The organism is Streptomyces sp. SID12501 (assembly GCF_010550245.1).
GTDB lineage: Bacteria > Actinomycetota > Actinomycetes > Streptomycetales > Streptomycetaceae > Streptomyces.
Genome location: NZ_JAAGLU010000071.1, coordinates 1 through 22,653 on the forward strand (window position 1 = coordinate 1; position 22,653 = coordinate 22,653).

General features: G+C 71.6%; 19 protein-coding genes and 4 pseudogenes. 9 read left to right on the forward strand and 14 right to left on the reverse strand.

Annotation, left to right across the window (positions count from 1 at the left end):
• Window positions 1–664, forward strand: a 664-nt coding sequence (locus G3I71_RS43245) for an SbcC/MukB-like Walker B domain-containing protein (protein ID WP_275409394.1), incomplete at its 5' end; no start/stop codon positions are given.
• Between the two features lie 55 nt (window positions 665–719).
• Here G3I71_RS43245 and G3I71_RS43250 read toward each other — a convergent pair.
• A complete protein-coding gene (locus G3I71_RS43250; RefSeq protein WP_164324063.1) occupies window positions 720–1,166 on the reverse strand; it encodes an Lrp/AsnC family transcriptional regulator in 447 nt (148 codons plus the stop codon).
• Window positions 1,167–1,306: 140 nt separating this feature from the next.
• On the opposite strand from G3I71_RS43250, the gene G3I71_RS43255 reads away from it, so the two are divergent.
• Complete coding sequence (locus G3I71_RS43255; RefSeq protein WP_164324065.1) at window positions 1,307–1,792, forward strand: rhodanese-like domain-containing protein; 486 nt, start codon at window positions 1,307–1,309, stop codon at window positions 1,790–1,792.
• A 47-nt stretch (window positions 1,793–1,839) separates the two neighbouring features.
• Here G3I71_RS43255 and G3I71_RS43260 read toward each other — a convergent pair.
• The 5 genes and pseudogenes from G3I71_RS43260 to G3I71_RS43280 all read right to left on the reverse strand — a co-directional run.
• Window positions 1,840–2,010: pseudogene (locus G3I71_RS43260) on the reverse strand (DUF4343 domain-containing protein); the annotation flags it as partial.
• Window positions 2,011–2,120: 110 nt separating this feature from the next.
• Window positions 2,121–3,812: a DUF885 domain-containing protein gene (locus tag G3I71_RS43265; RefSeq protein ID WP_164324067.1), complete on the reverse strand. Its 1,692-nt coding sequence runs from the start codon at window positions 3,810–3,812 to the stop codon at window positions 2,121–2,123.
• A 123-nt stretch (window positions 3,813–3,935) separates the two neighbouring features.
• On the reverse strand, window positions 3,936–5,207 hold the full coding sequence (locus G3I71_RS43270; RefSeq protein WP_164324068.1) for a GNAT family N-acetyltransferase: 1,272 nt from the start codon (window positions 5,205–5,207) through the stop codon (window positions 3,936–3,938).
• A gap of 113 nt (window positions 5,208–5,320) precedes the next feature.
• Window positions 5,321–6,913 (reverse strand): alkaline phosphatase, encoded by a 1,593-nt coding sequence (locus tag G3I71_RS43275; protein WP_164324070.1) that lies wholly within the window; start codon window positions 6,911–6,913, stop codon window positions 5,321–5,323.
• 159 nt (window positions 6,914–7,072) lie between these two features.
• Window positions 7,073–8,503 carry a PLP-dependent aminotransferase family protein gene (locus tag G3I71_RS43280; RefSeq protein WP_164324072.1) on the reverse strand — a complete coding sequence of 477 codons (1,431 nt, stop codon included), beginning with the start codon at window positions 8,501–8,503 and terminating at the stop codon, window positions 7,073–7,075.
• 47 nt (window positions 8,504–8,550) lie between these two features.
• Here G3I71_RS43280 and G3I71_RS43285 point away from each other — a divergent pair.
• Window positions 8,551–9,408: pseudogene (locus G3I71_RS43285) on the forward strand (EamA family transporter); the annotation flags it as partial.
• A 42-nt stretch (window positions 9,409–9,450) separates the two neighbouring features.
• Here G3I71_RS43285 and G3I71_RS43290 read toward each other — a convergent pair.
• The gene (locus G3I71_RS43290) at window positions 9,451–10,293 is read right to left on the reverse strand and encodes an alpha/beta fold hydrolase (RefSeq protein ID WP_164324094.1); all 843 of its coding nucleotides are present in this window, start codon (window positions 10,291–10,293) and stop codon (window positions 9,451–9,453) included.
• Window positions 10,294–10,463: 170 nt separating this feature from the next.
• Here G3I71_RS43290 and sigJ point away from each other — a divergent pair, with 170 nt between their 5' ends.
• Entirely contained in the window at window positions 10,464–11,366 is a 903-nt protein-coding gene (gene sigJ / locus G3I71_RS43295; RefSeq protein WP_164324074.1) for an RNA polymerase sigma factor SigJ, read from the forward strand.
• 111 nt (window positions 11,367–11,477) lie between these two features.
• Window positions 11,478–12,239: a GntR family transcriptional regulator gene (locus G3I71_RS43300; RefSeq protein ID WP_164324096.1), complete on the forward strand. Its 762-nt coding sequence runs from the start codon at window positions 11,478–11,480 to the stop codon at window positions 12,237–12,239.
• A gap of 82 nt (window positions 12,240–12,321) precedes the next feature.
• Here G3I71_RS43300 and G3I71_RS43305 read toward each other — a convergent pair whose 3' ends face one another.
• The 3 genes from G3I71_RS43305 to G3I71_RS43315 form a co-directional block, all read right to left on the reverse strand.
• Window positions 12,322–13,479, reverse strand: a complete 1,158-nt coding sequence (locus G3I71_RS43305) for an ROK family transcriptional regulator (protein WP_164324076.1) — start codon at window positions 13,477–13,479, stop codon at window positions 12,322–12,324.
• 100 nt (window positions 13,480–13,579) lie between these two features.
• On the reverse strand, window positions 13,580–14,248 hold the full coding sequence (locus G3I71_RS43310) for a response regulator transcription factor (protein WP_164324078.1): 669 nt from the start codon (window positions 14,246–14,248) through the stop codon (window positions 13,580–13,582).
• A 77-nt stretch (window positions 14,249–14,325) separates the two neighbouring features.
• Entirely contained in the window at window positions 14,326–15,612 is a 1,287-nt protein-coding gene (locus G3I71_RS43315; RefSeq protein WP_164324080.1) for a sensor histidine kinase, read from the reverse strand.
• Window positions 15,613–15,720: 108 nt separating this feature from the next.
• On the opposite strand from G3I71_RS43315, the gene G3I71_RS43320 reads away from it, so the two are divergent.
• Together G3I71_RS43320 and G3I71_RS43325 are read left to right on the forward strand one after the other, a co-directional pair.
• Window positions 15,721–16,704 carry an ABC transporter ATP-binding protein gene (locus G3I71_RS43320; RefSeq protein ID WP_164324082.1) on the forward strand — a complete coding sequence of 328 codons (984 nt, stop codon included), beginning with the start codon at window positions 15,721–15,723 and terminating at the stop codon, window positions 16,702–16,704.
• A 2-nt stretch (window positions 16,705–16,706) separates the two neighbouring features.
• Complete coding sequence (locus G3I71_RS43325) at window positions 16,707–17,435, forward strand: ABC transporter permease (protein ID WP_164324084.1); 729 nt, start codon at window positions 16,707–16,709, stop codon at window positions 17,433–17,435.
• Window positions 17,436–17,461: 26 nt separating this feature from the next.
• Here G3I71_RS43325 and mug read toward each other — a convergent pair whose 3' ends face one another.
• On the reverse strand, window positions 17,462–18,004 hold the full coding sequence (gene mug, locus G3I71_RS43330) for a G/U mismatch-specific DNA glycosylase (RefSeq protein WP_164324097.1): 543 nt from the start codon (window positions 18,002–18,004) through the stop codon (window positions 17,462–17,464).
• Window positions 18,001–19,443, reverse strand: a complete 1,443-nt coding sequence (gene purB / locus G3I71_RS43335; protein ID WP_164324086.1) for an adenylosuccinate lyase — start codon at window positions 19,441–19,443, stop codon at window positions 18,001–18,003. The genes mug and purB overlap by 4 nt, the downstream gene beginning before the upstream one ends.
• 413 nt (window positions 19,444–19,856) lie before the next feature.
• Here purB and G3I71_RS51890 point away from each other — a divergent pair.
• Window positions 19,857–19,958, forward strand: a pseudogene (locus G3I71_RS51890) (transposase); the annotation flags it as partial.
• An 85-nt stretch (window positions 19,959–20,043) separates the two neighbouring features.
• Here G3I71_RS51890 and G3I71_RS43345 read toward each other — a convergent pair.
• Window positions 20,044–20,922 carry a hypothetical protein gene (locus G3I71_RS43345; RefSeq protein ID WP_164324090.1) on the reverse strand — a complete coding sequence of 293 codons (879 nt, stop codon included), beginning with the start codon at window positions 20,920–20,922 and terminating at the stop codon, window positions 20,044–20,046.
• 149 nt (window positions 20,923–21,071) lie between these two features.
• Window positions 21,072–21,704, reverse strand: coding sequence for a glyoxalase (locus G3I71_RS43350; RefSeq protein WP_164324092.1), 633 nt, complete (start codon window positions 21,702–21,704; stop codon window positions 21,072–21,074).
• A 256-nt stretch (window positions 21,705–21,960) separates the two neighbouring features.
• Between G3I71_RS43350 and G3I71_RS51895 the strand changes: the two are divergent.
• Window positions 21,961–22,074 (forward strand): annotated as a pseudogene (locus tag G3I71_RS51895) (ECF transporter S component); the annotation flags it as partial.
• Between the last annotated feature and the right edge of the window lie 579 nt (window positions 22,075–22,653).

The window sequence follows — 22,653 nt, forward strand, 5'->3', positions numbered from 1 at the left end:
GCGGGAGGCCGCCTCCGCGCGCGACGCCGCCGCGAGCCGCTGCGCCGAACTCGACCGACTGTCCGCCCGCTCGGCCACCGCCGTCCGTCGGCTCGCGCCGCTGCGGGCCGCCCACGATCGGGTGGCCCGCCTCGCCACCCTCACCGCGGGCACCTCGGCGGACAACGAACGCAGGATGCGGCTGGAGTCGTACGTCCTCGCGGCCCGTCTGGAACAGGTGGCCGCCGCCGCGACGGCACCGCTGCGGCGGATGTCGTCCGGGCGATACACCCTCGTCCACTCCGACGACCGCGCCGGGCGGGGCCGCAGCGGCCTCGGCCTGCATGTCGTCGATGCCTGGACCGGCCGCGAGCGCGACACGGCGACCCTGTCCGGCGGCGAGACGTTCTTCGCCTCCCTCGCTCTCGCCCTCGGTCTCGCGGACGTCGTCACGGACGAGGCCGGCGGGGTCCGCCTCGACACCCTGTTCATCGACGAGGGCTTCGGCAGCCTCGACGACCAGACGCTGGACGAGGTCCTCGACGTCCTCGACTCGCTGCGAGAACGAGACCGCAGCGTCGGGATCGTCAGCCATGTGCCGGATCTGCGGCGGCGGATCCACGCCCAGCTGGAGGTGGTGAAGGGGAGATCGGGGTCGGTGGTGCGCCAGCGGGGCGGCGAGTGAGGCCCCCCGGCCGGATCAGTCGGACCAGCCGGACAGGTCGGCGGAGCTCAGGCGCTCACTGGCCGACGGCGCGGCGGGGGAGGGGCGAGGAGTAGACGACGCTCGTGGTCACCGAGCCCAGCGCGCCGATCTTCCCCGACACCTCCTCCAGATGCCGCATCGAACGCGCGACGACCTTGATGACGAAGCAGTCGTCGCCCGTCACGTGATGCGTCTCCAGGATCTCGGGCGTCACGGCGACCAGGTCGTGGAACGGCTTGTAGTTGCCATTCGGGTACCTGAGCCGGACGAAGGCGAGGATCGGCAGGCCGAGCCGCTCCGGGTCGACGACCGCCGAGTACCCCTGGATGACACCGGCCTCCTCCAGCCGCCGCACCCGCTCGGTGACCGCGCTCGGGGACATCGCGACGGCGCGCGCCAGCTCGGCGAAAGAGGCTCGGCCGTCGCGCTGGAGGACATCGAGGATGCGCCAGTCGGTGGCATCCGGGGAAAACGTGCTCATGGCCGAGGAATAGCAGGGAAATCCCCGGCTGAACAAGCGGAAGCCCGTGGATCACACCTTCAGGTGAAGTCGCTGTCGGCCATAGATTTCTGGCCATGGAGTCCCGGCCCGGGCTCCCAGCAGGGAAAGGCCAGCAGCTCATGAGCGTCAGCACCGCCGCCGCCGTCAACCCCGTTCTGCGCGTCGCCCCCGCCTCCCCGGCCGAGGCCGCCGTGCACTTCGCCGCGAGCCTGGCCTTCCACGCCGACGTCTCCGACGTGGCCGCCGCCCTCGCCGCCGACGGCGACCCCGGATTCGTCGTCATCGACTCGCGTTCCACCGAGTCCTGGGACCAGGGTCACATCCCGGGCGCCCTCCACCTGCCGACGGCCCTGATCCCCGGGCAGGCCGCCGGGCTCCTCGACAGGTCCGTACCGGTGGTGACGTACTGCTGGGGCCCCGGCTGCAACGGAGCGACCCGTGCCGCCCTCGCCCTCGCCCAACTCGGCTACCAGGTCAAGGAGATGCTGGGCGGCTTCGAGTACTGGGTGCGTGAGGGCTTCGAGTTCGAGACATGGGAGGGACGGGAGCGCCGCGCCGCCGACGCGCTGACGGCCCCGGTCGACGCGGCGGACTGCGGCTGCTGAAGCAAACGCGGCGGCGATCCCGTACGAGCCTCGGCGCCCTACGGCCTTCAGTCCCGCACGATTTCGGGCAGCGGGCGCAGGAAGGCGCGGTCCGCCAAGCAGAACTCCCCTTCCGGGCGGGCAGCGTGCAGGACGACGTCGAGGGCGGCAGCCGGATCGCAGGCGTAAAGCCCGCTGGCCCAGGCGGCGTTGGCCTCGACGACGGCCCATTCCGCGCCCTCCGACAGCGGACGCGAGGACAGGGGCGGGGAGCGGGGGTCCTCCGAGCCACGCGCCCCGCCCCAACAACCCCCCTACCCCGCCGCCGAGTTGCTCTCGGCGGGCTACCTCACAGTTGGGACAGCTCGTCCACCAGGTCGTCCAGTCCCAGGGAGCCCTGGGACAGTGCGGCCATGTGCCAGGCCTTCGCGTCGAAGGCGTCGCCGTGGCGGCGCTGGGCGTTCTCCCGGCCCAGCAGCCAGGCCCGTTCGCCCAGCTTGTAGCCGATCGCCTGGCCGGGGATCGTCAGATAGCGGGTCAGCTCGCTCTCCACGAAGTCCGCGGGGCGGCTGCTGTGGGCGCCGAAGAACTCCTGCGCCAGTTCCGGGGTCCAGCGCTCGCCGGGGTGGAACGGGGAGTCCGCCGGGATCTCCAGTTCCACGTGCATGCCGATGTCGACGATGACCCGGGCCGCCCGCATCATCTGGGCGTCGAGGTAGCCGAGGCGCTGCTCCGCGTCCGTGAGATAGCCCAGCTCGTCCATGAGGCGCTCCGCGTACAGTGCCCAGCCCTCGCAGTTGGCGCTGACGCCGCCGACGGTGGCCTGGTAGCGGGAGAGGTTCTCGGCGACGTGCGCCCACTGCGCGAGCTGCAGATGGTGGCCGGGTACACCCTCGTGGTACCAGGTCGAGACCAGGTCGTACACGGGGAAGCGGGTCTGGCCCATCGTCGGCAGCCAGGTGGTGCCGGGGCGCGAGAAGTCCTCCGACGGGGCCATGTAGTACGGCGCCGCCGCGCTGCCGGGCGGCGCGATGCGGGACTCCACCCTCTTCACCCGCTCGGCGAGTTCGAAGTGCGTGCCGTCCAGCGCCTCGATCGCCTCGTCCATCAGGCCCTGGAGCCATTCGCGGACCTCGTCGACACCCTCGATGTGCTTGCCGTGCTCGTCGAGATGCGCCAGCGCCACCCACGGTGTCGCGGCGCCGGGCAGGATGTTCTCGGCCTCCTGCTTCATCTCACCGAGGAGACGGTGGTACTCGGCCCAGCCGTACGCGTACGCCTCGTCCAGGTCCAGGTCCGTGCCGTTCCAGTAGCGCGACCAGCGGGCGTACCGCTCCCGGCCCACCGTGTTCGGCGCGCCCTCGACGGCCGGCGCGTACACGTCCCGCATCCAGTCCCGCAGTTCGACGACGGCCTCGTCCGCGACCCGGGCCGCCTCGTCCAGCTCGGTGCGCAGCGCCCCGGGGCCGGCCGACACGAAGTCCGCGAACCAGCCGAGGCCCTTGCCCTCCAGGTCGGACCACTCGCCGAGCTGCCCGACGAACGTGGCCGTGGGACGCGGGCCCGCGTACAGCTCGCGTTCCAGGCCCAGGGTCAGGCTCTCCCGGTAGCCCCGCAGCGCGGCCGGAACCGCGCGCAGCCGCTCCGCGACCGCCGTCCAGTCCTCGTCCGTCTCCGTCGGCGTCACAGTGAACACCTCGCGCACCGAGTGCGCGGCAGTGTGCATGTTGCCGACGGCGCGCAGGCCCTCGCCGGCTTCGTGCACGGCGAGTTCGGCGGTGAGCCGCTCGCGCAGCAGGCGCCCGCAGCGCCGCTCGATGTCACTGTCCGCGCCGGGCTGTTGCTCCGCCTCGTCCAGCCGTGCCAGCGTCGTCCGCGCCAGCTCCGCCAGGGCCTCCTGTCCGGCGGGCGAGGTGTCCGGGAGCCGGCTCGAACTCTCCTTCACGCCGAGGTACGTACCGGTGACCGGGTCGAGGGCGATGAGGTCGTCGACGTAGGCGTCGGCGACCTCTCGGGGCAGCGGGTTCTTGATGTCTGACATGCGGCCATCCTCGTATGCGACGACGGGCGGCGTCACGTCGATTCACGCCGGAACGCGCGACCGGCCCGGCAGGAAGCCGCCGGGCCGGTCGTGAGCGCGATCAGTACGGGAACAGTGACGGGGTCAGTCCCGCGCGCTGTGGTCGTACGTCTTCGGCGAGGCGACCGGGGTAGCGTCCAGGCGGGCCGTGATGACGAGGGTGCCCTCCTCGATCTGGTAGTCGAGGGGCAGGCCGAGGGCGCGCATCGCGGCGACCATGCCCGTGTTGGAGGCCTGCGTGACGGCGTACACGTGCTCGCAGTTCGCCTCGCGCGCCATCGACACCAGCCGGCGCAGGAGTTCGCCGCCGACGCCGCGCCGCTGCCACTCGTCCTCGACGAGCAGTGCGATCTCGGTCTCGTCGCCGTCCCAGAGGAGGTGACCGAGGCCGACCACCCGTCCCGACGCGGTCTGTACGGCGAGTGTGCGGCCGTAGCGCGGGCTGAGAAGGTGACCCAGGTAGCGGTCGGCGTCGCCCATCGGGCCGTGGTAGCGGAGCGAGAGGGTGCGCGGTGAGCAGCGCTCGTGCATCGCTTTCGCGGCGTTCAGGTCGCTCGCGTCGGCGCGCCGTACGGTGATGGCGTTGCCCCGCGGCAGCGTCAGTACGTCCCGGCCGTGCGGGACACGGGGACCGAGCCGCGCGTCCAGCTCCACCAGGGCCCGCGCCCGCGCGAACTCGGTCGGGGTGAACGGCAGATACGGCCGCTCCACGGTGATCACTCCGCCTTCCGGCGCGCGCAGCCGCATCACCGTGTCCGTCTCCTCCAGGGCGCCCTCGACCGGCACGCCCTCCCGCGCCGCCGAGTCACCGCCGGGCAGCGAACGGATCGTGCACCGGCCGAGCAACTGGCGCAGGGCGAGCGGCAGTTCGGCAGCGTCCAGGGCCGTACGGGTGGCGAGGCCCAGCACCCGGGTCGGCGCGTCGACGAGGTCGTGGGCGTCTGCCCGCTCGATCCAGGTCCCGGAGCCGCCCGCCCGGGACACCGACCCGGAGATCTCGGCGGCGGCGAGGTCGCCGGGGGCGCGCAGCAGGAACTCGTCGACCGTGCCCCGGGCCAGCGGATGCGTCTGCAGGCTGAGGATGTCGATACGCCGCTCGGCGAGAGCGATGCACAGCGCGGCGAGCGATCCCGGTTCGTCCTTCACCGTCGTCCGCATCCGCCACAGCACGCTCGCGCCGGTACCCGTGTCGATACCGGCCCCGGCCCCGGCATCGTTGTCTTCCGGCGGTGCGTGACCGTGGCGGCTTGCCCACCATGTGCGCAGCAGCGCGGCGAGCTCGACGACGTCCCGCCGCCACTGACGTACCGGGCGGCTGTCCGCCGCAGAAGTTTCCTCACATACGTTTCGAGTCATGCAGCCACCATGCGCCAACGGTGTTGCGTGATCACGAACGGACTGTGACCGAAGGGTTAAGTTGCATTCCGCCCCTTTGGTTTACTTTTTTACAGTTAATGCCGTATGTATCCCTACTGCCCCACCCGCCCCGGCTGCAGCACCTTCGTGAACAGCACGGTCCCGTCCTGCTCGCGCAGCCGTACCGTCAGCTCCCCGCTGCCGCCGTCGATGTCGACCTCGCCGAAGAACTGGTAGCCGCCGGCGGGGGAGACGTTCGCCGCGGTCGGCGCCTTCACGAAGACCCGCTCGGGACCGAACGTACCGTCGAGCGCGCTGGCGGGGAACGCCCCGGCGTTCAGCGGGCCCGACACGAACTCCCAGAACGGCTCGAAGTCGGTGAAGGCGGCCCGCGAGGGCTGGTAGTGCTGGGCCGAGGTGTGGTGGACGTCGGCGGTCAGCCAGACCGTTCCGGTGATCCGCCGGTGCTTGACGTACCGCAGCAGCTCGGCGATCTGCAGCTCGCGCCCCAGCGGTACGCCCGGGTCACCTTGTGCGACGGCCTCGATGTTGGCCTTGCCCTCGGTGGTGTCCGGCACGACCAGGCCCAGCGGCATGTCGGCGGCGATCACCTTCCACACGGCGCGCGAGCAGGACAGCTCCCGCTTGAGCCACTCCAACTGCTCGGCGCCGAGGATGCCCTGCGGGTCGACGGTCTGGTCGTCGGGGGAGTTGGCGTTGCGGTACGTCCGCATGTCGAGGACGAACACGTCGAGCAGCGGCCCCTGGTGCAGCACGCGGTACACGCGGCCGTCCCGGGCGCCCGGCCGGAGCGTGGAGATCGGGAAGTACTCGCTGAAGGCCCGCCGGGCCCGGCCCGCGAGGGCGTCGACGCTCTTCTCGGTGTAACGGGTGTCCGAGTCGAGGATCCGCTCCCCCGGATACCAGTTGTTGCGCACCTCGTGGTCGTCCCACTGGATGACCGACGGGACCTGGGCGTTGAACCGCCGAAGATTCTCGTCGAGCAGGTTGTAGCGGAAGTTGCCGCGGAACTCGGCGAGCGTCTCGGCGACCTTCGACTTCTCCTCGGTGGTGATGTTCCGCCAGGTGCTGCCGTCGGGCAGCGCGGCGGTCGCGGCTATCGGACCGTCGGCATAGATGTTGTCGCCGCTGCACAGGAAGAAGTCGGGGTCGAGCTTCCCCATCGCGTCATAGATCCGGTAACCGCCGAGATCCGGGTTGATGCCCCAGCCCTGCCCCGCCAGGTCCCCAGACCACAGGAACCGCACCCCGTCGCGCCTCCGCGCCGGCGCCGTACGGAAGGTGCCGGTCACCGGCTCGCCGGTACGGCGCGGGTCGTCGGGGTCGGCGAGCAGCACGCGGTAGTGGATCTGCTCGCCCGGCGGCAGCCCGCGCAGCCTGGTCGTACCGGTGAAGTCGGTGCCCGTACCGAGCAGCGGACCGTGCCAGCGGCGGGGGTTGCGGAACGACTCGGTGGCGGACGTCTCGACGACCATCCGGGCCGGCCGGTCGGACCGTACCCACACCAGCCCCGAGTCGGCGGTCACATCACCCGTCTGAACCCCCCACCCGGCCTTCGGCCGCCCGGACAGGGCGAACGCGGGCGCAGCCGCCGCACCGACGGCGGCGGGCAGGGTCAGGGCCGCCGAAGCGGCGAGCGAACCGCGCAGCACGCTGCGACGACCGGGCAGAGGAGAAGGTGACATGGGGCGTGCCTCCGGGGAGAGGATCCGGCGAGTGTGCACAGCCACAACTACTGGGACACCGCAGCGCCCACGCAAACCACACATGAACAACTGCCGCCGGGACAGGGGAACCGGTGGGCGAGCCGATGTCAGGGGTCGAAGGCGCCAGAAAGCGGGGCGTCAGGGAGCCAGCGCCTCCGCCACCAGCCGGATCCCCGCCCTGATCCGCGCGGGCGACAACTGCGCGTACCCGAGCACCAGCCGTACGCCCCCACCCCGCACGGGCGCGTGCGCGAAGTCCGTCAGCGGGCGTACCGCCACCCCGGCCGCCGCCGTCCGCTCCAGGAGTCGGTCCTGCGGCCCGTACCGCTCCGGCAGTGCGGCGATCACATGCAGACCGGCCGCGATCCCCGACACCTCCGCCCCGGGGAAATACTCCGCCAGCGCCGCTACGAGGGCATCGCGCCGTTCCCGGTAGGCGCGCTGGCACCGGCGCAGATGCCGGTCGTAGTCGCCGCGCTCCACGAACCGCGCGAACAGCTCCTGGTCGAGGGCGGGATGCCCCAGGTCCATCGTCCGCTTCCGCTCCACGACCTCCTCGGCGAGCGACTCCGGTACGAGGAGCCAGCCGAGCCGCAACCCGGGCGCGAGCGACTTGCTGACGGACCCCGTGTAGGCGACGCGCTCGGGGTCGAGCCCCTGGAGGGCGCCCACGGGGGCTCGGTCGTACCGGAACTCCCCGTCGTAGTCGTCCTCGATCACCAGCCCGTCGACCGACCGCGCCCAGTCGAGGAGTTCGGTGCGGCGGCCCGCGGAGTAGGCGATCCCGGACGGGAACTGGTGGGCGGGCGTGGTCATCACCGCCCGCACCCCCGAGACCCGCAGCGCGTCGAGGTCCAGTCCCTCGCCGTCCAGGGGCAGCGGTACGGCGTCCAGACCGGCCGAGGCGTAGAGGGAGCCGTGTTCCGGGCTCCCCGGGTCCTCGACGCCGATGTCGCGCAACCCGCGCGCGTGAAGCACGTGTCCGAGCAGTGTCGTCGCCTGCGCCACCCCGGAGACGACCACCAGCCGTTCCGGGTCCGCGACCACGCCCCGGCGCCGCGCGAGCAGCTCAGCCAGTGCCGTCCGCAGCCGGGGCAGCCCGCGCGGATCCGGGTAGCCGAGGGCGTGATGGGGGAGCTCCGCGAGCACCCCGCGCTGGGCGGCGGCCCACGCGGCACGCGGGAACAGCGACAGATCGGGGGTGCCCGGCAGGAAGTCGGCCCGGGCGCCGGGGGAGCGCGGCGCGAGGTCCCGCGCGCGTGGACGGGCGGCCCGGGCTGCACCGCCCACCCAGGTACCGGCCCCGCGCCCGCTGCGCAGATAGCCCTCCGCGGTCAACTGCTCGTACGCCTCCGTGACCAGCCCCCGCGACACCCCGAGGTCGGCCGCGAGATCCCGGCTCGACGGCAGCCGCGTCCCCGGTACGAGCCGCCCCGACCGGACCGCTTCCCGGAGCGCCTCCTGAAGTGAACGCCCACGCGCGCGTGACGGTGCGGCAGCGGCCGGCAGCAGCAACTCCCAGGCGGCGGAGCCCGGCAGTCCGCCCGGACTGGTCCCCGATGACGTCATGGAAGTGGACCTTAAACCGGTCCGCCGCCGTCCCTAGCGTCATCTCCATGAACGCCACCGCAGACCCGGCCGACATCACCCCCGCGCGCGGGGCCCTCCTCGCGGCCTTCGCCGCCGTCCTCGTCGGCTGCTCCTTCACCGCCAACAGTGTCCTCGGCGACTACCCGTACGCGGGCGGCCAGTTCCTGCGCTACGGCCTGGCCTGTCTGCTGCTTCTGCCCCTGGTCGGCCGGGGTGGCGCCGCCCCGCTGCGGGCGCTCACCGCCCGCCAGTGGATTCGCCTCGCGCTGCTCTCCGCCGTCGGCATGGTCGGATTCAACCTGGCCGTCATCGCCGCCGAACGCAGCGCGGAACCGGCGGTGCCCGGGGTGTTCGTGGGCTGCGCGCCCGTGGTCGTGGCGGTCCTGGTCCCCCTGCTGGACGGGCGACGGCCCAGGCGGGCCGTGGTGTACGGGGCGTTGACCGTAGCGGTGGGCGCCTTCGCGGTCCAGGGGTGGGGCCGTACCGACGGTGTGGGCATCGCCTTCTCCGGGTGCGCGCTGGCCGGTGAGGTCGGGTTCGCGGTGCTCGCCGTACCCGTGCTGCGGCCTCTCGGGCCCCGGCTGCTGTCAGCGACCGTGTGCGGCCTCGCCGGCGTCGAGTCCGCGCTCGCCGGGGTGCTCCTCGACGGCACCGGCTGGCTGCGAGTGCCCGACGCCACCGAGACCGCCGCACTGCTGTGGCAGGCGGCGGTCGTGACCGTCGTCGGCTTCGTGTGCTGGTACATCGGCATGCAGCGGATCGGCGCGGAGCGCGCCACGCTCTTCTCCGGCCTCATCCCCGTCGCGGCGGCCTGCACGGCCCCGCTCGTCGGCACGGGCTCCTACGGCGCCGTACAGGCCGCCGGGAGCGCCCTTGTCGGCGCCGGAGTCGCTCTTGGGGCCGGTGCGTCGACCGTCCTGCGCCGGTCAGCGGCTGCCGTCGAGGAGTACCCGGGCGACCAGCGCCGGGTCGTCGTTCATCGGGACATGGCCGCAGCCGGGGAGCCGTATCAGGCGGGCCTTGGGGATGATCCGCTTGGCGCGGATGCCCTGGCGGCGCACGAGCAGCAGGTCCCGGGAGCCCCACGCCACGGTGACCGGGACGCCCGGGACGTCGTCCGTGAAGCGGATGTCGCGGCCGGCCCTGAGGGTCTCCGTGAACCGCTGGGCGTTCGCCAGGGCGAGCGTCTCGGCGACGACGGCCTCGGGTGAACGGCGGCCTGGACGGGCGTAGATGGTGCTCGTCAGGACGCTGCGCCCCGCCGCCGAGCGCGACAGCCGCTCGACCAGGGGCACCGGCATGCTCCGCGCGGCCCGCCGCATCGCGAGCAGCACCCCGAACGCGTAACGCCGCTCGGCCTGCGACCAGAACCCCGCCGGGGAAAGCGTGGTGACGGACCGCACGCGCTTCTCGCGCCCGAGTTCCAGGGCCAGCAGGCCGCCCAGCGAGTTGCCCGCCACATGCGGCCGGTCCAGCTCCAGCGCCTCGCACAGGGCGCCGAAGACAGCGGTCATCGTCGGCAGGTCGTGGGCGAAACCGTCCGGCAGCGCCGGGGACGCGCCGAACCCGGGAAGATCGACGGCGATCACATCGCGCTCGGTGGCCAGAATGTCGATCACCGGGTCCCAGGCCTGCCGGTGGTGCCCGATGCCGTGCAGCAGCAGAAGAGGTTCGCCGGCGCCCACGCGCGTGTACGACAGGGTCACGGCCTCGGGCTCGGCAGCCGGGTCGTACGGAGAGGGGACCTCGAAGGTGACGGTGGCGGACATGGGGCTGCTCCTCGTCGTACGCGGTCGTACGCGGTCGTACACGTCTGCGTGGCTGTCCACGGGCACTGCGTAGACAGCTTGTCAGCAATTACTACTGACCGGTAGCCCCCGGTGGGCGGCGGCCGACAATGCGCTGGACATCACCCTCGGCGCCGGGTTGGGATGGGGCGGTGACCGCCGACACCGTGAACGACGTCTTCGAAGAGCACCGGCCCGTCCTGATGGGCGTCGCCTACCGCATGCTCGGCCGGGTCGCCGACGCCGAGGACGTCGTCCAGGACGCCTGGCTGCGCTGGTCCGCCGCCGACCGGACCGACGTACGCGAACCGCGTGGCTATCTCGTGCGCGTCACGACCCGCCTCGCCATCGACCGGCTGCGCCAGGTGAAGGCACGCGGCGAGACATACGTGGGCCCGTGGCTGCCGGAGCCGTACGTCACCGAACTCACCGGTGCCGCGGGGACCGTTCCGGACGCCGCCGAGCGGGCCGTGCTCGCCGACACCGTGTCCCTCGCGGTCATGGTCGTCATGGAGTCCCTCTCGCCGCTGGAGCGCGCGGTGTTCGTCCTCAGGGAGGCATTCGCGTACCCGTTCGTGGAGATCGCCGCGATGCTCGACCGCACCGAACCGGCGGTGCGCCAGCTCGCCGGACGCGCCCGCCGGCACGTCGACGAACGCCGGCCGCGCTACGAGGTCGACCCGGCCCAGCGCCGTGACCTGACCGAACGGTTCCTCGTCGCCGCGGAGCAAGGTGACCTCGCGGGCCTCATGGAACTGCTCGCCCCGGACGTCTGCCTCGTCGCCGACAGCGGCGGCCTGGCGCGGGCGCCGCGCCGGATCCTGGAGTCGGCCGACCACGTGGGCCGCTTCGTCATCGGCACCGCGGGCAAGGGTCTCGTCGACGCGTCGTTCCGCTTCCTGGAGGTCAACGGCGGCTTCGCCGTGCTGATCCTGGACGGCGGCAAGCCCGACGCCGTGTTCCAGATGGATGTGGCGGACGGCCGTATCCAGTGTGTGTACATCATCCGAAACCCGGATAAGGTGCGCTCCCTGGCCCTTCCTCAGGAAGGCTGATTGGTCTTGACCAAGCCCCAGGGCCGCCCTATGGTCGCAGGAAAGTGCAACAACCTTTAATAAACAAGGGCACCAAACGCCGCCGAGACCACGGCGATTGCGGAGGACATGGTGGGGACCACGCAGTTGGAAACGGTGCCGGAGCCGAAGTACTGGCATCTGAAGACCGTGCTCAGTCAGGCACTGGACTCCGAGTTCACGGTGGGCGAGATCCTGCCCAACGAGCGTGACCTCGCCGCCCGCTTCGGCGTGGCCCGTGCCACGCTCCGCCAGGCACTGGAACAGCTCGAACTCGAAGGCCGGCTCCAGCGCCGGCGCGGTGTCGGTACGACCGTCGCCCCGCCGCGCATGGGCGTCCCCGTCGGCACGGCCCAGCACGTGTGGCCGGGTGCGGCGGGCGACGCCTGGCAGCCCGTGGACAGCGCGCTGACCGTACCGGCCGTGTCCGTGGCCGCCGCCCTGGAGACCGGCCAGGACGAGGCCGTCCACACCGTGCGCCGCTCGCGCGTCTCGCACGGCCAGCCGGTCGCCGCCGAGCTGCTCTACGTCCCGGCCGCCTCGGTGCCCGACCTGTCGGCGATAGACGCCCCGTCCGGCGCGGCACGCGCGCGTGCGGTGCTGCGCGAACTCCAGCACCTGGACCTGGAGGGCCAGGACCGCGCCGTGGAACTCGGCTCGGCCCGCGCGGACGACGCCAAGGAGCTGGACCGCCTCCCCGGAGCCCCCGTCCTCGTCGTCACGACCCGCTTCTTCACCCAGGGCCGCACGGCCGCACTCTCCGTGGCGACCTATCGCGCTGACACGTGCCGGTTGACCTTCGGCGACACCGGGGGAGTGGAAATACACCACGGCCCGGAACGCCGCGCGTCCTGACCCGCCTGGCCGTCCGACAGCCCTGTGCCCCGGAAAGCATCAATACGCATCAGTTCCGGGGCGCAGGGCTTTCTCGGCCCGCTCAACGGCGGGCCGTCACCGTGCTCTCCACCGCGAACAGCTGCTCGTCGACATGGTCGAGGGCCAGCCGCAGCGCGCCCGTCGCCACGGCCGCCTCGCCGAGCAGAGACAGGGCCACGCCGGGCGGGCGCAGACAGTAGCGCGCCAGCTCGTCGCGCAAGGGTTCCAGTACGCCGTCCAGCCCCGCCGCCCAGCCGCCGACGACGACCAGCTCGGGGTCGAGGGCCAGGACGAGCGCGGCCACGTCGTGGACCAGCCGCTGGATGAAGCGGTCGACGGCCGCGCGGGCCTGCTCGTCACCCTCGCGAGCGCGGCCGAACACCTTGGCGACCGCCACCTCGTCGAGCGGGTTCAGCTGCTCGCCCGGAGTCGACAGCAGCGCCTCCGGGGTCGCCTCCCGGCCCAGCAGATGCAGCGCGCCGATCTCCCCGGCCGCCCCGCCGAACCCCCGGTGCAGCCGCCCGCCGATCAGCGAACCGGCGCCCGGACTCAGCCCGGCCAGCACGAACACCACGTCGTCGGAGTCGATCGCCGCGCCCTTCCAGTGCTCGGCGACGGCAGCCGCGTTGGCGTCGTTCTCGACGAGCACAGGGCACTTGAAGGACCGGCTGAGCCGCTCACCCAGCCGCAGCCCCGTCCACTCGGGCAGCGCCGTGCACAGCCTCACGACCCCGTCGGCCTCCACGATCCCGGGCGTGGCCACGCCCACCGCCCGCAGTGAGTCGCGGGCCACCCCGGCGCGGCGCAGCAACTCGGCGACCGCGGAGCGCAGCCGCTCCAGCCGCTCGTCCGCGGGTGCCGCCTCGTCGACGTCCTTCGAGATCGACCCCAGAAGCCGCCCGTCCAGGTCGGACAGCAGCGCGGCAACGCGATGGGACCCGATCTCCAGCCCCAGCAGATGCCCGGCCTCCGCCCGGAACCGGAACCGCCGCGCGGGCCGCCCCTGCCGCCGCGCGACGCTCTCGTCGGCGGCCTTCTCGACGACGAGCCCGGCCTCGATGAGCCCTTCGACGACGCCCTCGACGGTCGGCCGGGACAGCCCGGTCACCCGGGTGATCTCGGTCAGTGTCGCGCAGTCCGTGGCACGCAGCGCGTGCAGCACCACCGCGGAGTTGATCCTTCTCAGCAGCGAGGGATCCCCACCGGTCAGCTGCCCCAACGTACGTCCTCCCAGTTCGTGCGCGCGTGGGGCGGATCGTACTCGGCGCGGAGCACCCGGGCGAGAGCCGGACGCTCCCGACCTCTCCGGCGGGCGTGGATCATCCGGGCGCCACGAACCCGGACTCGTACGCCACGATGACCGCCTGCGTACGATCCCGGGCGCCCAGTTTCGCCAGCACCGCGCTGACGTGCGACTTCACCGTCTCGGTCCCGACGACCAGTCGGACGGCGATCTCCGCGTTGGACAGTCCCCGCGCCATCAGCCGCAGCACCTCAGCCTCGCGCTCGGTCAGCCGCGCCCGCTCCAGTACCGCCCGTGCGGCCCGGTTCCCGCCGCTGTCGCCGTTCCCGTACTCGGCAGCCAACCGCCGTACCGAGGCCGGGAACAGCAACGACTCGCCCTCGGCGACCAGACGCACCGCGTGCACGATCTCGGCCGGCCGGGCCCGCTTGAGCAGAAACCCGTCGGCACCGGCCCGCAGCGCCTCGTACACGTACTCGTCGTTCTCGAACGTCGTCACCACCAGGATCTTCGGCGGGTCCGGCACGGTCCGCAGCAGCGCGCGCGTGGCCTCGATGCCGTCCATCAAGGGCATCCGCACATCCATGGCGACGACGTCCGGCCGCAACTGCCTGACCAACGGTATGACGGCGGCCCCGTCAGCGGCCTCCCAGACGACCTCGATATCGGGCTGAGCCTCCAACACGGCCCGCAGACCGGCCCGTACGAGGGGCTCGTCATCGACCAGGAGCACGGTTATGGGCATCCGGGCAGCGTAGATCAACCCGGTGCGCGGCGCCGGACACGGAGGAGAGGCGGGGCCGGCGGAGGGCGCGTACCCGGTCAGCCGCTTCTCCCGGCACCGAGGACCGCACTCGGCCGTCGCCCTCCGTTCCTCGGGTGCCTTCCGGCCTTTCCGCCGCGTCCACCGAGGCGCGCTCCCGGCCTCACCAGGCCTTCCCCGACCGGCAGTTCGACGCGCACCCGCCACTCACCCGCCGCCCCCTCCTCCACCCCTGTCCACGCCCGCCCGCCCAGCAGCGCCGCTCGTTCCCGTATCCCGCGCAGGCCGTTGCTGCCCCGGCCCGGACCCGGTATCGGGGTGGCCGTCGGATTGCGGACGTCGAGCACCAGCGTGCCGCCGGCGAACGCCACCCGGACCCGCACCGGGACCGAACCCGCGTGCCGCAACACGTTGGTGAGCGACTCCTGGAGGATCCGGTAGCCCTCGCGGGACACCGGACCCGGCAAAGTGTCCAGCGGGCCGACGAGTTCGGCGTCGACCTTCGTCCCGGAGGCGCGCGCGGACTCCAGGAGGCGGTCGGCCTCGGCCAGGGTGGGGCGGCTGCTCGCGGGGCGGTCCGACTCGCGCAGCACACCCAGCACCCGCTCAAGATCCTCCAGGGCGGCCCGGCCGGTCTCCTCGATGGCGCCGAGGGCACGGTCGGTGAACTCCGGGTCGCAAGCCGTCCGGGCGGCGCCCGCCTGGACCACCGCCACCGTGAGCGCGTGGCCTATGGAGTCGTGCAGTTCGCGGGCTATACGGCTGCGCTCCAGGAGTTGCTCGGTGCGCACCTCCAGTGCGGCGAGCCGCTCGGACGGCGAGGGGCCCAGCAGGCTGCGCGCGGCGGCTGTGACCAGCTCGCCCAGGCCGACCACCACACCGTAGAAGGCGATCAGAGGCAGCGGGGCGAGCAGGACGTACACCCAGGGCGGCTGTGAGGCAGGCAGGAACGGGTTGTCGTCGGAGAAGTACCCGGTCGCGGCCCGGACCAGGTCGACGCAGGTCAGCGGCAGCCAGACACTGGCCCCCATCGCCACCGGCCCCAAAATCATCCGCACCTCCAGCCACAGCACCGTCCGCAACCGGTCCCACCAACTCGCCGACGGCGCGACGGAGATCGCCGACTCGGACACCGATTCACCATGCGTCAGCAGCAGCCGCGCCTGCACCCCCTCGCCCAGCCGCACGGCCGGAATCAGCCCGACCGGCAGCAGGACCGCCGCGGGCACCCACGGACTCGACATGTCGATGAACAGCCACACGCTCACGATGAGCATCGGCACCCACAGGTGCAGCAAGCGGGTGTACGTCGTCCCCCGCAGCAGCGGGCGCAGGAAGCGGGCCATGCCGACATCGTGACAGCCACCACTGACAAAGGGCCTCCCCCGGGCGGGGGAGACGCTCTCCACCGGCGGGGGAGGCCCCGCCACCGCCCGCCCCGGCAGGCTGCTGCCATGACCAGCATCGACGTGCACGACCTCACCAAGGAGTACGGCACCGCACGAGCCGTCGACCACCTCACCTTCAGCGTCCGGCCCGGCCGCGTCACCGGCTTCCTCGGCCCCAACGGCGCCGGAAAGTCCACCACCATGCGGCTCGTGCTCGGCCTGGACCGGCCGACCCACGGCACCGCCACCGTGGGCGGCCGGGCCTACGCCGCCCTCCGCGAGCCCCTCCGCAAGGTCGGCGCCCTCCTCGACGCCCAGGCCGCCCACGGCTCCCGTACCGCTCGCGACCACCTCCGTGCGCTCGCCGTGGGCAACCGCATCCCGGACCGCCGGGTCGACGAGGTGCTGGCCGAGACAGGGCTCACCTCCGTGGCTCGCCGCCGGGTGAAGACGTACTCCCTGGGCATGCGCCAGCGGCTGGGCATCGCGGCTGCACTGCTCGGCGACCCCGAGGTGGTGATGCTCGACGAGCCGTCGAACGGACTCGACCCCGAAGGCATCGTCTGGATCCGCGAGTTGCTGCGCCGGCTGGCCCAGGAGGGCCGTACGGTCCTGGTCTCCAGCCATCTCATGAACGAGACCGCGTCCTTCGCCGACCACCTCGTAGTCCTGGGCAGGGGACGCCTGCTCGCCGACACCCCGATGCGCGAGTTCATCGACGCACGCGTACGGCCACGCGTGCGCGTGCGCACCCCGGACGGCACCGCCCTCCGCCGACTACTGGCAGAGCACGGTTACGAGGCCGCCGCGCACGACAGCGGCCCCGACGGTCCGGACGATCACTGGACCGTGGAGCACGCGCGCGTGGAGGACATCGGCCGGCTCACCTCGGCCGCGGGCTTGACCGTCCTCGAACTGGCCACCGACGAAGGCACCTTGGAGCAGGCCTACCTGGACCTGACGGCGTCGGAGACCGAGTTCACCACGACACCGGCCCCAGCGCCCGTCCGCCAGCCCCAGCCCCAGCCCCAGCAGTCCCAGGAGGCCTGAGCATGTCCTTCGTACCCGTACTCCACGCCGAGTTGATCAAGATCCGTACCCTGCGGTCGCTGCTCGGGGCGCTGGGCGCGGTCGTCCTGGTCACGGGGCTGTTCTCGGCGCTCGCGGGGCTCGACTCCGGCGCAGGCGAGGCGGACTTCGACCCGCTGTTCTCGGCGTTCTTCGGGATCAGCTTCGGGCAGATCGCGGCGGTGGCCTTCGGCGCCACGGCGGTGTCGTCCGAGTTCCATGGCGGCGGCCTGCGCGTCACGCTGGCCGCGGTGCCCCGCCGGGGGCGCTGGTTCGTGGCCAAGACGGCCGCCGTCGCCCTCCCTGTCCTGGCCGTCGGCCTGGTCGCCGGGGGAGTGAGCCTGGCCGTCGGCAGGGCGGTCCTCGGCGCCGACGCGAACGCCCTGACCTGGGACGAGAGCCTCCGTGGCGTGATCGGCTGCGGCCTGTACCTCACGCTGATGGCCCTGCTCGCGGCCGGCCTGACCGCCCTGCTGCGCAGCGGCGTCGCCACGCTGAGCATCCTGATCCCGTTCCTGCTCATCGTCTCGTTCGTGGTCGGCGGAGTCTCGGGCACCGTCGCCGACTTCCTGCCCGACAAGGCGGGCCAGGTGGTGTTCCATCAGAGCTGGGACGGCTCACTGGGCCCGTGGACCGGCCTGGCGGTGACCGCGCTGTGGGCGGCCGGCGCGCTGCTGGCGGGGGCGTGGAGCGTACGACACCGGGACGCGTGATGGCCGTACGTGGCCGCCGTACAACCCTAGGAGGCCGCCTCCCGCAGCCGTCCGAACTCCTCCGCCATGGTCGCGGCCGTCCAGTGCGCGTTCAGGCCGCTCGGGTTGGGCAGTACCCACACGCGCGTGTCCCCGATCAGCCGCTCCTGAGGGCCCACCTGGGCCTTGCGGTCGTCGAATGCGGCCCGGTACGCCGTCACGCCCACCACGGCCAGCCAGCGGGGCCGCAGCCGTGTCACCTTCGCGGCCAGCAGACGGCCGCCCTCGCGGTACTCCTCCGCGGACAGTTCGTCGGCCCGGGCGGTCGCCCGCGCGACGACGTTCGTGATGCCGAGCCCGTACGCGAGCAACTCGCCCTGTTCGGTGGGCTTCAGCAGCCTCGGGGTGAACCCGGAGAGGTGGAGTACCGGCCAGAAACGGTTGCCGGGGCGGGCGAAGTGATGGCCCGTCGCCGCCGTCATCAGGCCGGGATTGATGCCGCAGAACAGCACGTGGAGGCCATCCGCGACGACGTCCGGTACGAGACGGTCGCGGGCGGCATCCAGTTCGGCCTGGGTGAAGCGGGTCAGAGGATCGCTCCGGGGGTGTAGGCCGCGGCCTCCGGATGCTGCTTGGCGATCTCCTCGATCCGCGCGACCACGGCGGCGACCTGGTCGGCGGCGGCGCCGGTGAACGACAGCTTGTCGGCCATCAGGGCGTCGAGCTGCGCGCGGTCCAGGGGGATGCGCTCGTCGGCGGCGAGCTTGTCGAGGAGCTCGTTGCGCTCGGCGCCCTGCTCACGCATGGCGAGCGCGGAGGCGACGGCGTTCTCCTTGATGGCCTCGTGCGCGACCTCACGCCCGACACCCGCGCGCACCGCGCCCATCAGCACCTTGGTGGTGGCGAGGAAGGGGAGGTAGCGGTCCAGTTCGCGCGCGACGACGGCCGGGAAGGCGCCGAACTCGTCGAGGACCGTCAGGAAGGTCTCCAGCAGCCCGTCGAGGGCGAAGAACGCGTCGGGGAGGGCCACCCGGCGCACCACCGAACAGGACACGTCGCCCTCGTTCCACTGGTCGCCCGCCAGCTCGCCCGTCATCGAGGCGTAGCCGCGCAGGATCACCATGAGCCCGTTGACGCGCTCGCAGGAACGCGTGTTCATCTTGTGCGGCATCGCGGACGAGCCGACCTGGCCGGGCTTGAAGCCCTCGGTCACCAGCTCGTGCCCGGCCATCAGCCGGATCGTCTTGGCGGTCGAGGAGGGCGCGGCGGCCAGCTGCACCAGCGCGGTGACGACCTCGTAGTCGAGCGAACGCGGGTAGACCTGACCGACGGAGGTGAAGGCGGTGGAGAAGCCCAGATGACCGGCGATCCGCTGCTCCAGCTCGGCGAGCTTGGCCGCGTCACCGCCGAGCAGGTCCAGCATGTCCTGAGAGGTGCCCACGGGCCCCTTGATACCGCGCAGCGGATACCGCGCGAGCAGCTCCTCGACCCGGGCGTACGCGACGAGCAGCTCGTCGGCGGCGGTCGCGAACCGCTTCCCGAGGGTGGTGGCCTGCGCGGCCACGTTGTGCGAGCGGCCGGCCATGACCAGCTCGCCGTACTCGCCCGCGAGCTTCCCGAGCCGCGTCAGCACGGCCACCGAACGGTCGCGCACCAGCTCCAGCGAGAGCCGGATCTGCAGCTGCTCCACGTTCTCGGTGAGGTCGCGGGAGGTCATGCCCTTGTGGACGTGCTCGTGCCCGGCGAGGTCGTTGAACTCCTCGATCCGCGCCTTCACGTCGTGCCGGGTGACCTTCTCGCGCTCGGCGATGGACGACAGGTCGACGGTGTCGATGACCCGCTCGTAGTCGGCGAGGGCGGCTTCGGGCACCTCGATACCGAGGTCCTTCTGGGCCCGCAGCACGGCGAGCCAGAGCTGCCGCTCCAGCCTCACCTTCTGCTCGGGCGACCAGAGCATGGCGAGCTCGGCGGAGGCGTAACGTCCGGCGAGGACGTTCGGGATGCGGGGCTTTGCGGGTGCGGCGGTCACGTGTACGGAGTTTACCCGGCGTCCAGAGGGGGTCTGCCCCGTCTATGGAGTCTGTAGAGCGCAGGTCGGATGCACTCCGACTGCGCTCTTCCGTGGGGTCTGTGAGACGAGTGTGAGAGATCCAGCAGGGGTAGCCCGCGGACAGACAGAAGCCCCCAGCCGTACGGACACTACTGGGAAAGCCGAGGGCTGAGCGTGACGTCGGCCTTCACCGCCTGGTTGTGGCGGTGAAGGCCGACGTTGTGTTCGGGGAGGGTGTCGCTGCGGCAGTGGGGCTGGGAGAGATTCCGGCGGAGACGGCGCGGGTGGCGTGGACGGTGTGTCCGAAGGGCACGCCGGCGATGCGGCTGCGGGATGAGTTCGCGGAGGTCTTCTCCGCCGAGGACATCGGGCAGCTCTTCCCGACGGTGGCCCGTCCAGCGGTTCTGCCTGGAGTGCTGATGCTGGTCACGGTGTTGCAGTTCGCCGAAGGGCTGTCCGACCGGCAGACCGCGGAAGCGGTCCGCACGCGGATCGCTGGAGAACATCCCTTCGCCGTGGCGCCGGAACTCCTCCAGATCCACAACGACGTTGTCGCTGGCCCGCGATCGGCTCCAGCCCTCACCTGCGGCTGTCCCGTGGCGGGCCGGCACCTGCACAGCCGGGGTGTCGGTCGCCGGTGGTTCCCATGGCGTCGTCGGCCAGATTCCACTGGCCGTCTTTGCTGAACGGCCACGGATAGGCGTAGGTGCCGCCTCTGAAGCAGTCGCGCAGGTCGTGTGGTGGGGCCGGAGGACCGGCGGGAGCGGCGAGAGCATCGGCGAGCGGGTCGATGGACGCCGCGTACTGCTCGGCCCACTGCGTCCAGTCCGCCGCGACGTCCGCCTGGCGGGCTGCGGAGCAGAACGCCCGGATGTCCTGCGCCAGGCGCCAGCGTTCCACCTGACCGGTGAGAACCGCCCCGCGGTGCTGTGTGATCTGGGCTGCACGGGCCTGGCGCAGCGCCTTGTACCAGTTCCGCTTGCGTGCGGCCTCTTCCTGTTCCTTCGCGATGCGTTGCTGTTCGGCATTTACGGCAAGCTGGTCCAGGTCGCGCAGGAGGTGGCCGAGCCGGTCTTCCAGTTTCCACCTTGCGCCGTCCGCGCAGCTGTAGGGCGAGGCGTAGTAGCTGCTCTGGTGGGGGGACGCGATCCTCAGGCGGCCGTCGGGATGGTGGTCGTACTTCGGAGGCTTCTGCGCCCAGGGATTCTTCTCGAGGTTGCGCAGTTCCTGGGGTGTGGGCTCATGGGGTGCTTTGCTCGTGAGTTCGGTGATCTGCCAGGGGTAGTCGTGGGCGCCGATGCGGATGACCAGCTGGTGGGTCGCTTCCCCGCGGTGCGGACTGCTGTCGGTAGTGACCTCCCAGCCGCGCCGTTCGGCTTCGGTGATCAGTGCATGGGCGATGCGCAGGGCCCGGTCGGTGAGGTGGCGGGAGATGTTCACCGGTACGACATCGGGCACATCCTTTTCGTCCGGCCGTCGGCGGCGCTCGGAAGAATGGAGACGGCTTCGGCGCGGGAACCAGTCCGGGTCTTCGGCGATGCGATGCAGCCGTAGGCCATGGGGGGCCTCCTCTGTAAGTGCCGTCCTGTAATCGGAGGTCACTCGGGTCAGGCGGTGACGGTCAGTGGAGTAGTGGTTTCCCAGAGGAACCCGTCCGGGTCGCTGAACGGGTCGGCGTTGCTGGAGAGCACCAGCCGGTGCGATCCGGTGCCGACGGCGGGGACACCCGCGTCCTTGGCGAGGGCACGGCGCTTGTACAGAGCCAACTTGACGGGGCCCGGCCCGGTGGCGAACTCGACGTACTTGCCGCCGAAGCTCTTACCCACAGTGAGACCCTGTTCGATGTAGAACTGCTTGGTGGCCTTCACATCCTCGACGCCCAGCAGGAGCACGAGCTCGTCGAAGTCCCGGGTGACCGGGCCCGTGTCCTTCCTCGCCGATGTCGCGATCTTCCAGATCGTGCCGTCCGGGGACTGAACGACGCCGCCGTAGCCCCACAGGGACTTCGAGGTGGGCTTGAGGGCGGTCGCGCCGGCGTCGAGGGCGGCGCCGACAAGCGCGTCGACGTTGCCCGGCTGGGACACCACGAGCGACAGGGTGAAACCGCGGAAGCCGGTCGTGGGGGCTTCGGAGGCACGCAGGCGCACTTGCGGCGGGACCAGTCCGAACGCGGTGGAGTAGAAGCGGGCGGCGGCTGTGGTGTCGGCCACCTCAAGGGTGACGGAGTCGATGGAGTTCATGTCCTCGACGGTAGGGCGGCTGAGTCGCCGATACTTCTCGAAAACTGCTCGGTCTGGCCCGCTGGGGCCCCGGGCCCGAGCGGCCTTCGGACCGCCGCCCCCCCCGAGCCGTGGTCGGCGTTGAGCAGCCGGGCTGGTGCGGCGCGCTCGCGCCCCTGTCAGTTGGCGCTTTCCCCGTACCGAACAAGCACGGAGAGTTACCGCTCGGGACGCTCTGGCTGGCGTCACGCGCTTTCGGCATCGTCCGGGGGTGCACCTCTTCGGATTCCTCCTCAACCTCTCCTTCTGGCCGTTCGCCCTCGACCCGAACAGCTCTGTCGCCTGTCTGCCCGGCCTGCCCTTCACCAAGCAGTGCTATCAGGTCTTGAGCATTGCTCGACAGACTGTGAGAAACGATCTTCGATCTAGGGCGTGATACAGCCTCTGACCTGGTCTTTTTCCTTGCTTGACATTTCTCGCTGTGGGGTATGTAACACGACCACCCCAGTACGTGGGGTCCACAGAGAGCACGGAGGACCGGGTCGGAGGCCCAAAGTCCGCATCTCGCCGCCGATTTGGTGAGAGACATGAGTGAGACGCAAGGGCCAGTGGATCAGTATGGAGGGTTCCTACAACATCCCCGAATGGGCTGTTCCCTCAAGCGCCGTGCGTGACTTGGTGCGGGCTGTTCTGGAAGCTCTCGACATCCCCACCCTGCGATCGTAGGGGGCCGCGAGGCGCACGACCGGATCTTGAGCGAACCGGCCATGCACGCGGCAATCGCGCTCCGCAACACGCTGGACGGGTGGACCAAGACAGCCGAAGAGATCCTCTGAGGAGCGCGCCGAGTTGCTGCGCTGGGCGGGCGGGGCGGTGGCGCCCCGTTTTGTCGAGCGGGCACGCATCGTCTTGGAGTGCGGGGGCGGGAAGCCGAATACGCGTGTGGCGGCGGAGTTCAAGGTAACCGCGG

Bases quoted from the DNA above. Each gene is read 5' to 3' on its own strand.
- G3I71_RS43250 (WP_164324063.1), bottom strand. From the start codon at position 1,166: ATGAGCACGTTTTCCCCGGATGCCACCGACTGGCGCATCCTCGATGTC.
- G3I71_RS43255 (WP_164324065.1), top strand. From the start codon at position 1,307: ATGAGCGTCAGCACCGCCGCCGCCGTCAACCCCGTTCTGCGCGTCGCC.
- G3I71_RS43265 (WP_164324067.1), bottom strand. From the start codon at position 3,812: ATGTCAGACATCAAGAACCCGCTGCCCCGAGAGGTCGCCGACGCCTAC.
- G3I71_RS43270 (WP_164324068.1), bottom strand. From the start codon at position 5,207: ATGACTCGAAACGTATGTGAGGAAACTTCTGCGGCGGACAGCCGCCCG.
- G3I71_RS43275 (WP_164324070.1), bottom strand. From the start codon at position 6,913: ATGTCACCTTCTCCTCTGCCCGGTCGTCGCAGCGTGCTGCGCGGTTCG.
- G3I71_RS43280 (WP_164324072.1), bottom strand. From the start codon at position 8,503: ATGACGTCATCGGGGACCAGTCCGGGCGGACTGCCGGGCTCCGCCGCC.
- G3I71_RS43290 (WP_164324094.1), bottom strand. From the start codon at position 10,293: ATGTCCGCCACCGTCACCTTCGAGGTCCCCTCTCCGTACGACCCGGCT.
- G3I71_RS43310 (WP_164324078.1), bottom strand. From the start codon at position 14,248: ATGCCCATAACCGTGCTCCTGGTCGATGACGAGCCCCTCGTACGGGCC.
- G3I71_RS43315 (WP_164324080.1), bottom strand. From the start codon at position 15,612: ATGGCCCGCTTCCTGCGCCCGCTGCTGCGGGGGACGACGTACACCCGC.
- G3I71_RS43320 (WP_164324082.1), top strand. From the start codon at position 15,721: ATGACCAGCATCGACGTGCACGACCTCACCAAGGAGTACGGCACCGCA.
- G3I71_RS43325 (WP_164324084.1), top strand. From the start codon at position 16,707: ATGTCCTTCGTACCCGTACTCCACGCCGAGTTGATCAAGATCCGTACC.
- G3I71_RS43350 (WP_164324092.1), bottom strand. From the start codon at position 21,704: ATGAACTCCATCGACTCCGTCACCCTTGAGGTGGCCGACACCACAGCC.